The 14,022-nt window shown below is 42.2% G+C and carries 10 protein-coding genes; 3 read left to right on the forward strand and 7 right to left on the reverse strand.

What is annotated here, in order from left to right:
* Positions 1 to 420: 420 nt before the first annotated feature.
* The 7 genes from A1019T_RS01110 to pilM form a co-directional block, all read right to left on the reverse strand.
* A complete protein-coding gene (locus A1019T_RS01110; protein ID WP_077450042.1) occupies positions 421 to 1,491 on the reverse strand; it encodes a prolipoprotein diacylglyceryl transferase in 1,071 nt (356 codons plus the stop codon).
* Between the two features lie 92 nt (positions 1,492 to 1,583).
* On the reverse strand, positions 1,584 to 2,660 hold the full coding sequence (gene aroB, locus A1019T_RS01115; protein ID WP_077450043.1) for a 3-dehydroquinate synthase: 1,077 nt from the start codon (positions 2,658 to 2,660) through the stop codon (positions 1,584 to 1,586).
* A 102-nt stretch (positions 2,661 to 2,762) separates the two neighbouring features.
* Complete coding sequence (locus A1019T_RS01120; protein WP_077450044.1) at positions 2,763 to 3,302, reverse strand: shikimate kinase; 540 nt, start codon at positions 3,300 to 3,302, stop codon at positions 2,763 to 2,765.
* 289 nt (positions 3,303 to 3,591) lie between these two features.
* Positions 3,592 to 5,361 carry a type IV pilus secretin PilQ gene (locus tag A1019T_RS01125; protein WP_077450045.1) on the reverse strand — a complete coding sequence of 590 codons (1,770 nt, stop codon included), beginning with the start codon at positions 5,359 to 5,361 and terminating at the stop codon, positions 3,592 to 3,594.
* 209 nt (positions 5,362 to 5,570) lie between these two features.
* A complete protein-coding gene (locus A1019T_RS01130; RefSeq protein ID WP_077450046.1) occupies positions 5,571 to 6,704 on the reverse strand; it encodes a pilus assembly protein PilP in 1,134 nt (377 codons plus the stop codon).
* A complete protein-coding gene (locus A1019T_RS01135) occupies positions 6,701 to 7,396 on the reverse strand; it encodes a PilN domain-containing protein (RefSeq protein ID WP_077450047.1) in 696 nt (231 codons plus the stop codon). Before A1019T_RS01135 ends, A1019T_RS01130 begins: the two co-directional genes overlap by 4 nt.
* Positions 7,396 to 8,460: a type IV pilus assembly protein PilM gene (gene pilM, locus A1019T_RS01140; protein WP_167366826.1), complete on the reverse strand. Its 1,065-nt coding sequence runs from the start codon at positions 8,458 to 8,460 to the stop codon at positions 7,396 to 7,398. The genes A1019T_RS01135 and pilM overlap by 1 nt, the downstream gene beginning before the upstream one ends.
* Positions 8,461 to 9,010: 550 nt before the next feature.
* On the opposite strand from pilM, the gene A1019T_RS01145 reads away from it, so the two are divergent.
* The 3 genes from A1019T_RS01145 to A1019T_RS01155 form a co-directional block, all read left to right on the forward strand.
* Entirely contained in the window at positions 9,011 to 11,764 is a 2,754-nt protein-coding gene (locus A1019T_RS01145) for a penicillin-binding protein 1A (RefSeq protein WP_077450049.1), read from the forward strand.
* Positions 11,765 to 12,034: 270 nt separating this feature from the next.
* Positions 12,035 to 13,057: an oxygen-dependent tRNA uridine(34) hydroxylase TrhO gene (gene trhO, locus A1019T_RS01150; protein ID WP_077450050.1), complete on the forward strand. Its 1,023-nt coding sequence runs from the start codon at positions 12,035 to 12,037 to the stop codon at positions 13,055 to 13,057.
* A 177-nt stretch (positions 13,058 to 13,234) separates the two neighbouring features.
* Positions 13,235 to 14,022, forward strand: a 788-nt coding sequence (locus A1019T_RS01155) for an RNA-guided endonuclease InsQ/TnpB family protein (protein WP_077450051.1), incomplete at its 3' end; no start/stop codon positions are given.

A 14,022-nucleotide genomic window follows, 5' to 3' on the forward strand; every position in this document is an offset into this window, starting at 1 on the left:
TGCAATAAAATAGCGACAAATATTCATGTTAGCCGGCAGCAAACAGAACCTGTTCGATTGCATTACCAAACGTCATATAAACCATATTAGAGAAACATGGTTATAAAATCCAGTGAAATTTAACAACTGTTTTCATTTTTTCGTGACATTTTATTTTTACACAAACCCTTATCAACTAATAGGTTTTTGAATTTTTAGTATTTAGAAAAACTATTCTACCGACTTAGATTGTATAATTTTACTACCCGCATCATAGTCAAAAATAGTTTTCATGCCTTATTATTAAAGGGTGAGAAAAGATAACAACTCAATCAAGCTCCTCTAAAACCACTACTTGCTTAGTGCTAATGACAGGCATAAAAAAAGACACTTTTATTAAAGTGTCTTTTTTCTATATCCCAATAATCAGCGGTCAAATAATTATTCAGATTTTTGTTCAATAAGCTGTTTAATGCTATCACCTTCCCCACTATTGGCAGGTTTTTGATTGTTCTTATTAGCTTCTGCTGGCTTTTTCTCTTGCGGCTTAGTCGGCTCAGCGGGAGGCTGTGGCTTACTGGCTTCTGCTTTCGGTTTGGTAGGCTCTTTTGGCTGAGCGGGGGCAGGATTTTCAGAGCCCGAGCTTGGTGTAACCACTGTGCGCTCTTCTTGAACAGATAGCGTCTCACTAGTATCGCTTGAGTCTCTAATGGCAGTATTAGTAGCTTGTGACTGGTTTGATTGAGAGGAGCTACTGTTACCTTGATTCTCAGAGCGCGTATTACTTTGTTGAGTAGGCTGTGTGTCGCTAGCACGGCGACGAGGTGCCAACTCACGCTTAGTGGGCTGTAATTTTACTTGTCGGGTTCTATTTCTAGATAAGTCTTTCACCGGACCTGTCAATTCATAGTTCTCAATGACATCTAAATAATCTGAAATCTCTTCAGGAATGACTTTAACATTGGCAGGCAAGCCGAAATCCACGCTATCTGCAGCATTTGTCGCTTGCTGCTTATTACCCATGACATCATACATCAACAAATAACGGGGCTGATTATTAGAATCACGATAACGGAAATAGGCAAATTTCTGTCGGTCATCCCGTGAATCTAGATAATCAGTAATAATCTCATGCTCGGACACATCCATAACCTGAACCGTCCATTTACCCTTATTTTTCTTAAGATATTTAGAGTCTTTGAACTCCTCAGGATAATCACGCAAATCTCTAACCAAGGCATCAAATGAGATGGGCTTAACATCGCCACTTAACTCATTAAGTTGGTCAATATGCTTCACCTGATCAATATTGGAAGCCAACACTTCAGCGGGGGCCTCTTTTTCAGCTTCTGTTTCTTGCTCAAAAATAGGCGCCGAACTAAACATCCACAAAGCCAGAGCTGCTGCACCTGTTAATAAAGCCATGATAAGCCAAGCACTGGCCACCAAGCGCCCTTTATTCTTTGGCGACTTATCAAGATGATTGGTAGAAGAGCCTTGAGTGATTGCCATAGAGCAAATCCAGTAAATAGAAAATTATTAAAAAGAGGGTTACTAAAAAGGGTTATTAAAAATAGGTAATCAAACTGCTGGATAGAAAGCTATTATAATGTCTCAGTAAGGACTGCCTCAAGCAGTGACTGATCAAAGTCAGCCGTAACTACCGCCTCACCCACTGATTTTAACAAAATCAATCGAATTTGTCCTGACTTAACTTTCTTATCGTGCTGCATTAAATCCAAAGCGATTTGGGTATCAATGGCTGGTGGCTTAATTGGCAATTGAGCTGCTTGCAGAACCTTACTAATACGTTGAACATCAGCCTCGCTAATCCAGCCCATTTTCTGTGACAGTTGCGCCGCTTGTACCATGCCAGCTGCCACGGCCTCACCATGTAACCACTTGCCATACCCTTCATGGGTTTCAATCACATGGCCAAAGGTATGGCCAAAGTTTAATAAGGCTCTTTTGCCTGACTCACGCTCATCTTGAGCGACAATATCTGCTTTGTATTGACAGCACCTAGCGACTGCTTCAGCCAACACAACTTTATCCAAAGACATGAGCGCCGACATATTGTCTTCCAGCCAAGTTAAAAAGTCAGCATCCATGATCAACGCATATTTGATAACCTCTGCCATACCCGCTGACAACTCACGCTGTGGTAGAGTGGTTAAGGTATGCATATCAGCTAAGACCATTTGTGGCTGCCAAAAGGCCCCAATCATATTTTTACCTTTGGGGTGGTTGATGCCTGTTTTACCACCCACACTAGAGTCTACTTGTGATAACAAGGTGGTTGGGATTTGAATGAAATTTACCCCACGCATAAAGGAGGCGGCAGCGAAACCAGTCATATCGCCTACAACTCCTCCACCAAGAGCGATCAAAGTGACATCACGGCTACAATGATTGTCCATTAAAGCATCATAAATCTGATCGATATATTGCTGGGTCTTATATTGTTCACCATCGGGCAACACCACAGTTAATACTTCAAAGTCGGCTTGCAGTCCTTCGACCAAAGCTTGCAGATACAGCTTTTCTACCGTGGTATTGGTGACTACCATTACCTGCTTGCCCTTAATATAAGGAGCTACCTCTTTGGCCAAATCACACTGACTGGTAATAACGATCGGATAATCATGACTTTGGGTATGTACGGTTAAATTAGCTTTCATCTGTCTTCCCTATTACTGTTAGCTACTACTGGCCACTGTTGGCGATTACAAGGGTTAAAGGGGGTGTCTCATGCGCAGCAACGACCTGCTAGCGTTGTTTTATTACACAAAATGCTCAGGATATTTCTCTTTTAAAGCTTCCATGATTTTCTTTAGCATATATCTGGGATAACCCTCCCCAGTTTCTACCACAACATCAGCAACTTCAAGATATAGAGGATCACGGACTTCAAACAAAGATTGCAATACCGCTCGAGGATTAGGATTGTTTAATAATGGGCGCGACTTATCTTTAGAAGTTCTTTTTAATTGCACATCGACATTGGCTCTTAGGTAAATGGTGATGCCTTGCTTTTTCAAGTTTTCACGATTTTGTGGCTGAGTTACGACCCCACCACCCGTTGCCAATACAATATTGGGCAACTCAGTCAGCTCAGCAATAGCTCGTATTTCACGCTCTCTAAACCCGGCCTCACCTTCCTTTTCAAAAATCCAAGGAATATCCGCACCTGTTTGTTCGCAAATATAATAATCACTGTCTATGAAAGTGCGTCCTAAATGCTTTGCTAACAACTTTCCAATCGTGGTCTTCCCCGCTCCCATAGGGCCCACAATAAATAATGACGGCAGTGTCGATTGCATTATTATCTCTCACATAAATACACAGATTATACAGGCATTTTTGTCGTTAGTCCTGCTTAGGTGACTAATCCCATCAAACTAAAAACAGTAGCTTAATAAAAATAATTCTTTAAACTTCTGATTAACTGGCTTATTAAAGCTATTTTTAAAAACTAGGGGCTAATTATAATGAATCACCAATGAATACAATAATAGCAACCCAGTTTTGACATAACTAGCGGTCTTTCACTATTGCGCTAGAGCTATCTAAACCTGCGCCTAGAGATTGCCACTTGTTTTGCCGTATCGGTTAATAAGTCAAAGCTTTATCTACAATCAATGTTGGGGTAACAAAAATTAGCAGCTCCTGCTTATCATTGCGGCGCATGTCCTTTTTAAATAATCGTCCTAGATAAGGTAAATCGCCAAAAAACGGCACCTTTTCAACATTATTAAAAACCTGATTGCGATAGATACCTCCCAAAACCATGGTTTCTCCATCAGCTACATTCACCTGAGTACTCAGTCTATCGGTATCAATAAGAATAACTCCATTCCCTACTGGGTTTGGGCGACCATTTTCGATATTCAGTTGTAGTGATATCCTTCCTTCTGGCGTAATATTGGGAGTAACCTCTAAGCTTAGTAAGGCCTCCTCAAATTGGGTAGTGGTTCCCCCTCCTTCAGATTCACTTTGATACGGAATTTTTGTTCCTGAAGAGACCCGAGCGGTTTGTTTATCCAGAGTCAGTATTTTAGGGGTTGAAATGACTTCACCACGGCCTTCTGCCTGCATCGCGGATAACTCTAAATCAATCATCAAATCCGACATACTCAATATGCCAAACGCAATACTGCCGGCAGGATTGGCAATTCCCAAATCGACATTAAGGTTATCAGGTCTACTGACACCATAATCGGGATTACTGACTGGTCTTCCTTTAAAGGTGGTATTGCGTAAGCTAAATTTCTTTAGGTCAGCTAGGGTTTGATCGCTGCCACCCACCAACAGAGTGTCATTATTAGCCACCCCATTTGATAACATCCCCCACTTAACTCCCAGCTCTTTACTAAAGCTATCTGTGGCACTGACAATTCTGACCTCAATCATAACTTGTTGCACTGGAATATCAATCTTCGCAATTAATGCCCTAATATTATCAATGTTGGTCGCCGTGTCTTTTATGATTAAAGTATTGGTGCGGATATCCACCGCCATCGCTCCGCGATTCGAGAGTAAATTAGTGGTCAGTTTATTAGCAATCAGCTCAGGTTGCTGACTGTCTTCACTACCCCTACTATTCATACGCTTATTGTTGATAACCGCATTACCACTGGTCTTTTCGATTAGAGCATAAACTTCACTGGCCTTAGCATAATTAAGCCGGATATATTCATTACGTAAGGGCATTAATGCCACTTTTTGTTGCTGTGCTTGTACTAAAGTGGCTTGCTGCTTGGCCAATTCTGCTAAGGGAGAAACTAAGATAACATTACCATTTACCTGCTTGCCAAGATGTTTACTGGTTAAGATGATATCTAAGGCTTGATCTACTGGAACATTAATTAAGTTCAGCATCAGGGTGCCAGTGACTGCTTCACTAGCGACAATATTGGTATCCATAAATTGTGCAAGCAAATGAAGCACACTGCGTACTTCAACATTTTGAAAGTCGATAGAAATAGGGGCACCACTATATGGATTAATAGGGGCATTAAGTGGGGTTAAGCTTTTAGCAGGTTGCAAGTTTATTGTTATTTTATTTCCCACCTGATAGCTTTGGTATTCGAAGTCTTGGCCTAACTCAATAGTTAACCCACCATATTTGCCCTTATTTTTACTATAAATGGATCGAAGCAAACGCTCCGAGGAGTTCTGCTGGTAGATTAACCCTGGCTCGACTTGAGTCTTTGGCAGCTTCAAAATAATGTTATTACCTTGCCGCTCAATAGCCACCATTTGATCGGCTGTCTTCAACACAATCTCTACTCTTTCAGCTTTATCGCCTAAAGGTTGATAATGAATAGCCTCACGGCTTAAATAGCTTTTAGGCTTCCCTTTATTCTCATTAGTGCTCATATCTGAAGTTACAGCGGATATATCACTTAACCCTTCTGAATAGTGGAGATTAGCATGAGCTAGATTGCTTAAGGCTATCAGCATCGATAACAACGTACTGACAACAATATTATAAGTTGCTCTCCTATTATAGATTACTAGCCTAGAGTAGTTTGTGGCAGACATTATCACTACTGACCAGAGCCGCTTCAAAGTCGAGACATTAGATATCATTGGCCATTCCTAAGGGGTGATGTAGGGGCTATTAAAGCCAACCTGTTTTCGGAGCTCCCTGCTCTAAGGTCTTCAAGCCGCTCAGTGAAATTAATCTGAGTGGGGGTTATTTCTACGACCTTGATATTATCTTGTCCCAATGTCTGGCCTACTTGGACCCGCCTTACTATCCCATCAGCATCTTCAATTAAGCCATAACTCCCTCCTATTCCAGTTATCCTACCTCGATATTGGAAGCTACTCAGTGGATGGTGCCACTGTTTATCGGGCTGTGTGGGCAGAGACTCACTACGGTTACTGTCCGGCTTAGCGGCTGGAGGTGATTGCGGAGTTATAAAATTAGGTAAGCTAAAGGGACTGCGCTGGGCGTTGGGCTGATAGAGGTTGGCTTTTGTCTCAGTAGTGTCTGCCTTTGGTTCTTCGGGAATATAAAAAGCAGATGCGACCTTTTCTTTTTGTGTTTTACTAAAGGTGGCAGGTTTTAAACGATAAGCTTTGATTTGCAGAGTCAGGGCCAAACTTGGAGATTTCGCTTGTTGCAAACTATTGGCTGCTAAAGCTTTTACTGAAAAATCATGCCAGGTAACCAACCGTGGTAAAGCAAATAGACGGCCTAGAAATTCGCCTATTTGATGATAATTACCCGAAACTATCAGAGTCAGCGGCTGTTCGTGATAAAAGTCTAGTTCCTGTTCTGCCTCAAGCTGTAAATCTTCAATGAGTACTCCGCTACTAAGTGCTAACTCATTTAATTGCTGTGTCAAAGACAGACCTTCTATACTGGGCATTAGAGAGGATAGCGTGTCAAGCTGTTGCTGGGTATCCTGACCCTGTTCAATCGCAGTGCTTAACTGATTGGCCTGGGCTTGGCTACTTTGGTACGTCCCCGTTAATACTTGCTGCTTATTTTCTTCTGCTTCAATCTGCTGCAATTGATTGCTAATAGGTAATAAATAGCAGGCTAAACCAGCCAGCAGCACCGCCATTACTACTAAAACACCCTTTACTGCAAAAGGCCAACTGCCATAATTTTGGCTATCTAAACTTTGCAGCTCATAATACCAATGCTGTAAATCCAAGCGCTTTACCTTAATCAAAGGTGGTTGCTGAGGCCTCTGTGGAGCGCTCATAATCTAGCCTCTTTGCTAGCTGCTTCGTTACTAGAGGGGCTTGGTGCAGAATCATTATGCTTAGCTTCCTTCTCAAACAAAATAGCCACCACTTCAAAGTCGAAATGGTGGCTATCAGCCCTTGACCCTATAAGAGATGTACCAATCTGCTGATCCACAGTGCTCTGATTGTGGTTACCGTGATAAGGCGCAGCTTGTGTCACTGATTCTGGTTTTTTTATATGTTTAACTTGTGCTTGCTGTATGGCTGGATTTTGCTGTAAGTAAGCCACAAACTTTGAGACTGCACTAGACTCCTTACTCTTCCCGCGAAACACCATTGAGCCTTGTTGACTCTCAATACCAGTCAGAGACATCGTGGTTGGAATAATTGAAGTCAGCTCTGACCACAGCTGCACCAAACTATTGCGATGATGGGCCAGGCGCTCTACTTCTATAGACTGTGCGACAATCTTTTGTTGGCGTTGCTTCTCTGACTGATCCTTATCTATGGCAATCTGTAATTGTGCGTTTTTATCAATCAATACTTTATTGGCCAAAATAAGGCTATGGTTTGTTTGCTGTAAATAGCCCCAAACAGCCGCCGCCATCAATGAGGTAATAGCTAAACTTAAAACCAAAGCTATTATGAATTGCTTATTTTTTTGCTGCCGATGCTGCTCCCGCCACGGCAACAAGTTAAGCTTAGGCATCAGTAGCCAACCCTTTGGCAGCGCATGCCTAAGCCGCAGGCGGTCATTAGCTGAGGAGCATCTTTTAAAAGCTGCTCAGTATCAATAGCGGCTGATATATTCATAGCCTTAAAAGGGTTTGCCAAGGTAACCGGCAAAGACAGTTGATGTTGTAGCTTACAGTCCAACTGAGGCAGTACACTCCCCCTGCCACATAATATGACCTGTTCAATCTCACCACTTATCTCAGTTGTGGCATATTGCTCAAAAGCCACAGTTAAGTGGGTCATTAAAGTGTCAATAAAGGGCTGAAAGAGAAGTTGGTCATAATCAATAAGCGACTTTGGGTCTAATTTGGCCTGCTCAGCCTCTTCAGTGACTAGGCCATAGTGTGTAGCAATGGCACTGGTCAAATTACTGTCACCAAACAACTGTTGCAACTGATAAATAAATTGCCCTTGCTGAGCAATATAAACCGTGGTTCGACTTTGACCTATATCGACCAATGCTGTCGTACCCAGATAATTGATATTAGCGCTAACCACAAGTTGCAAAGCACGCTCGATAGCCTGTGCCTCAACCTCTACTATCTTTTGTTTTAGTCCAGCAAATACCAAAGCATCACTATACTGCTCGACGTATTCTGTGCGCGCCACTATTAACAAAACCTCATTACAGCCCACCTCGTCCTTGGCTGCCCCTAATACCTCAAAGTCTAAACTGACCTCATTCAAGGGATAAGGAATATACTGGTCGGCATCTACTCGTATTTGAGCCTCAATGTCTTGCTCATCAAAATCGTTAGGCAAGTTGATGTAGCGAGTGATAGCCAGATCTGTTGCTAGAGCCATTGCTGCTTGCTTGGTTTGACACAAACTACGAGCAACAAGAGTGGCAATACGTTGACCCATATGCTCGGTGTCTATAATCTGGTTGTCTACAACCTCTCCCTCTTCTAGTGCCACCACGCCATAAGCTAATAAATGGTACGGCTGCTTTTTGAAACTTAATTCTACAACGCTTAAAGTACTGGCATTAACTGCTATTGCTAGTAATGATTTTGATTGGGCAAAAGATAGCCGCAAGAGACACATCCTTGATTTTGTACGCTAATAACAAGCTTAGTTGTTAGCGGCTAGCGTTGGTTTCAATAAATTAATTCTCTCTAATTTGATTTACCACCCTATTTATTTAGCCACCCTTTGTCAACAAAATAATTAATTTAAATTAACTATTGTATTAAGATATGCATAATAAATTATTTTTAACTCTTCCCAATAGTTGAGGTGATAACTTTAAATTTACGCTAAACTATGATGACTCTAGTTTTTCTATACCCTCCTCTGTGTTTTATTATAAAATAGAACTTTTTATCACTTAAAACTTAGCGCATCACTTTGTTTTGTGGTTAGAACTATAAGATAACGCTCAATTACTTTATAATTTGCTTTATAATTGTAGTTATATGCGTGTTATATGTGCTTTTTATGCATAGAAAGAAATCACTATCCTGACCCCTCTTGAAGTTAATCCGTTATAGCAGTCAACCTAGGTTACTGTTTTGATTGATTTTTAAGGCAGAGACTGTAATTTCTACTGTGCCTAATATTTCCGTTTCTAATTAATAGAGTCACTATGTCTCAATCGTCTGCTAACTCTCGTCTTATCCATTATATTGTTTCCATATTGTTGGCCATCCTTGCCTTGGCTCTCATTTTGGTATTGGCACTGCCTATTGGATTTTATGGGATGGCCATGTATATCTCGCCAAACCTACCCGATATTTCAGATATCAAGACCTCAAATCTGGAAATGCCTTTGCAAATTTATAGCAAAGACGACAAGTTAATTGGTCAATACGGCAATCGCATGTCATTGCCAGTGACCTACGATGAGATTCCCCAAGATTTTATTAATGCTTTTTTAGCGGCTGAAGACTCCTCATTCTATGAGCACACCGGTATTAGTATTAAAGGTCTGGGTCGGGCGGTGACCGAAATCATTACTGAGGATGAAGGGCAAACCGGTGGCTCAACCATTACCATGCAAGTGGCAAAGAACTATTTCTTAAGCCCTGAGCGCACTTTTAGCCGTAAGCTAACTGAACTATATTTGGCCCGTAACATTGAAGAAGAATTAACCAAGCAAGAAATCCTAACCTTATATGTCAATAAGATTTATATGGGGGAAGGCGCTTATGGTATCCGGGCCGCTGCCAAGAAATATTTTAGTAAGTCCTTAGAAAACCTAACCATCGCTGAAATGGCCACACTGGCTGGTCTGCCTAAAGCTCCTTCACAAAACAACCCAGTCTCTAATCCTGATGTCGCGCTAGAGCGTCGTAATTGGATTTTAGGGCGTATGTTAGATTTGGGTCATATTACTAAAGCGGAGCATGACAAAGCGGTTCAGCAGCCACTTGGCGTCCATCTATATAAAGAAAAACTCGATGTGAATATGCCTTATTTGGCTGAAATGACCCGCCGTACTTTGGTAGATCGCTATGGAGAAGAAGTGGTCAACGCCGGTTGGCGCGTTAAGCTGACCGTAGATAGTGTAGACCAAAGAGCAGCAGATACAGCCATCAAAAAAGGTTTAATCGGCTATGATCGTCGCCACGGTTGGAGAGGTGCTGAGGCCAATGGTGAGCCTTTGGCTAATTTCAAAACTTATTCCAACATGGTTCCAGCCAAAGTTACTGAGGTTAGTGGTCGTAGCTTTAAAGCTGAGTTACAAAACGGTGAAGTGGTTACCATTCCTTGGTCAGGCATGAGCTGGGCCAAAGAGTATTTAGATGCCAACCGTATTAGAAGATATCCCAATAGCGCCTCAGATATCGTCAAAAAAGATGATATCGTGCGTTTAATAGCCAATGAAAATAACACATCTTGGCGCTTAACTCAGGTTCCTGATGTGCAAGGAAGCTTGGTAGCCTTAGATCCCGAAACCGGAGCCATCGAAGCTCTAGTGGGTGGATTTGACTATCAGCACAGTAAATTTAACCGAGCCACACAAGGCTGGCGTCAGCCTGGCTCAACCATTAAGCCACTCAACTATGCTGCAGCACTGGAAAAAGGCTATCGTCCTGACAGCATGATTTCAGATGGTCCCTTACGTATTGGCGATTGGAGCCCTAAAAACTCTGACGGTCGCTTCTATGGCGACATGACCATAAGACGGGGACTTATTTTATCGCGTAACTTAGTTTCTATTCGTTTACTGCAAGCGGTAGGTACTGAAGAAGCGCGTCAGTTATTAGATCAGTTTGGTCTTGATAAGGATAAGCTGCCTACTACCCTATCTTTGGCATTGGGCGCTGGACAAGCCACCCCTTTGCAAATGGCGACCGCTTACGCCGCTTTTGCTAACGGTGGCCATCGCGTACAGCCTTACTTTATTGACCAAGTTTACGATTATGAAAATAACCTACTATATTTAGCCAATCCTCAACGTGCCTGTGCCCTGTGCTACAACAATGAGCTGAAAGAGCTAAATGAAAAACAGCTTGAAGATTTTGAGAAACAAGCTGAGGCCAATGCTGAGCAGCGCGAAAAAGCTGTTAAGGCCTTGCAAGAAGATCCAGAGCTAATCACAGCCAGTGAAACATCGGAGTCAGAAGATCCTGAGGTGGTTGCCCAAGATTCTGACTCAGAAGAAGCCAAGCCGGATCCTAAAAAATCGCTACAGACTGCTATTGAATCCATACGCTACGATGCAGGTCCTGAATCAGATCGCTTGAAGCCTGTACCATTGACTTATCAAGCGGCAGACCAAGCGCCTCGTATCTTAAAGCCCGCTGTGGCTTATGAGATGGCAGGCATGCTTCGTGCCGTCATTCAAAGCGGAACAGCAACCCGAGCCAAAGCCTTAGGTCGCTCTGATATTGGCGGTAAAACAGGGACAACCAACGAGATGAAGGATGCCTGGTTCGCAGGATTCCATCCTACTCAAGTATCGGTAGTTTGGTTAGGTTTTGATCAGCCTTCAACCTTAGGTAGAGGGGAATATGGCGGTGTGGCTGCCTTGCCTATTTGGGTAGAATATATGCGCAGCGCCCTAAAATCTGTCCCTTATCAATGGGTCAGCGTTAACAACGTAGCAAAATCTGAAATTAAGAAGCAAGAAGTGGTTAACTTATCAGATGATGATAAACAAGGCGAAAAAGACTACAGCAGTCAAATTACCAACCAAAAAGTAACCGGCAATGCAGGCATGACGCCGCCTAGAGCCGCTTTGACTGAAAGAAAGCCACCAGAGCCTGTTGAGCCCTCACCTTCTACTGAATCAAAATCAGAAAAACCGGTAGAGAAGAAGCCAGAACCAGCTAGGAAGCCCGAGAAAGTAGAGCAGAAAGCTGCTGAGAAGAAGGAAGCTGCTAAAGCAGAGTAAAGCTCCTCACATCGGCTCTAGTTAGGGTCTAGTTAACTGCAAGCTACCCTTGCTATTTATACAGTATGTCACCACCAATAAGATTACCCTACCCAAAAGCGCTATGAAAGATAGCGCTTTTATTTTTGCAGTTTATTAAGCAGCAAAGCACAGTGTTTGACTGTCTTTGCTAATTTAACCCGTCAAAGTATTCATAAAATTATCTACTATTTTATGTATTGCTTTGACCTCATCAGCACTAGGTTTGCGACCTAGCCAGCAGGAGAAAACATGACAACTCAAAATCCAATAAGTGCAGAAGCTACTTCACAGCAACAGGATATCGTTGTAACTGCCCTTTATAAATTTACCCGCTTTAATGATTATGAAGATTACCGTGAGCCATTGCGCCAGTTGATGTTAGATCAAGAGGTCCGTGGGACACTATTACTGGCCTCTGAAGGTATTAATGGCACCATATCTGGTAGCCGTGAAGGGATTGATGCCGTACTAGACTATATTCAAAAGATACCGGCCATTGGCCAGCTAGAATACAAAGAGTCTTTTACCGATACCCAGCCTTTTTTCCGTACCAAAGTTAAGCTAAAAAAAGAAATCGTTACCATGGGTGTAGAAGGTATTGACCCTTTACAATCCGTTGGCCGTTACGTGAAGCCTAGCGAGTGGAATGACTTAATTAGCGATCCAGAGGTGTTATTAATCGATACCCGCAATGATTATGAAGTTCAAATCGGTACCTTCAAAAATGCGGTAAACCCAAAAACAGAAACCTTCCGTGAGTTTCCAGAATACGTAAAAAATGAGCTTGACCCCACTAAACATAAAAAAGTGGCAATGTTCTGTACTGGGGGTATTCGCTGTGAGAAATCTACCGCATATTTGCGTGAGCAAGGCTTTGATGAAGTCTATCATTTAGAAGGCGGTATTTTAAAGTACTTAGAAGAAGTGCCTGCTGAGCAATCTATGTGGGAAGGCGATTGCTTCGTTTTTGACAATCGCGTGGCCGTGAATCACAGCCTTGAAAAAAGTGATTATGACCAATGCTACGCTTGTCGTATGCCGATCACCGAAGAAGATAAGCAACATCCAGCCTATGTAAAAGGCGAGTCTTGCCCACACTGTATCGATAAAGCCACTGAAGAGCAGCGGGCTAGATTCCGGGAGCGTCAGCGCCAAATTCAGTTGGCCAAAGAGCGTGGCGAAGCCCACATTGGCGCTGAAGTAAATGAAGTTATTGAAACTCGCAAACAACAGAAGCTACAAGCGAAGCTTGAGCAGCAGCAACAAGACTAATCTCTTCTAATTGAGTAAGTTTAAAGCGAGTAAATACTGTTATAGCAAAAGGCCCAACATTTATCACCAGTCGCCGTAAAACCACCCACTTCAGGGGGTGGATATAAGGCGACACACACTGTCGTAAGAAGTCGTTAAAGGGTTGTAAGCTAAAACTAATCTTGCCATACTAAGCATATGAAAACACTCAAGCTACGCATTAAAGACAAACACATAAAAGAGCTGAATCGTCTAAGCGGTTCAGTAAACTTCGTGTGGAACTATGTCAATGCGCTGTGCTTTGAGCATCTAAAACGAACTGGTAAGTTTTTTATTGCTTATGATCTAAGTCAGTATACCAAAGGAAGCGGTGAGTATTTAGGAATACACAGTCAGACTTTACAGGCTATCAATGAAACACACGCTAAATCACGTAAACAGTTTAAAAAAGCTAAGCTTAATTGGCGTACCAATCGTCCTGATGCCAAGCGTAAATCATTGGGATGGATACCTTTTAAAAAATCTGCTATAAAGTATTTGCAAACAAGGCAGACAGGTAAGAAGGCACTGAAATCAACCCTACAGCTATCGCTATCTAAAGGTCAAAAGCTTATCATCGATGTATTCGATAGCTACAACCTAAGCCTATATCAAATCAACACGCTTGAGATAGTACAAGACAGTCGTAATCGTTGGTATGCGTGTATCACCGTTAAAGACTTTCCTAAGCAAGTAAGTGGTAAGGGCAGCGTTGGAATTGATTTGGGCTTAAAAGAGTCTGCTACTACCTCAATGGGTGATAAACTTACTATTAAGCAAACGCAAAAGTGGGCGAATAAATTAGCAGTAGCCCAGCGTGCTAACAATAAAAAACGTGTTAAAGCAATCCACGCCAAAATCAAAAACACAAGATTAGACTTAATTCATAAATTCACCACCAAGCTTGTTAAAGATAACAGCTTAATTGTGGTTGGTGATGTTAAATC

The organism is Psychrobacter piechaudii, assembly GCF_900162825.1.
Classification (GTDB): Bacteria; Pseudomonadota; Gammaproteobacteria; order Pseudomonadales; family Moraxellaceae; genus Psychrobacter; species Psychrobacter piechaudii.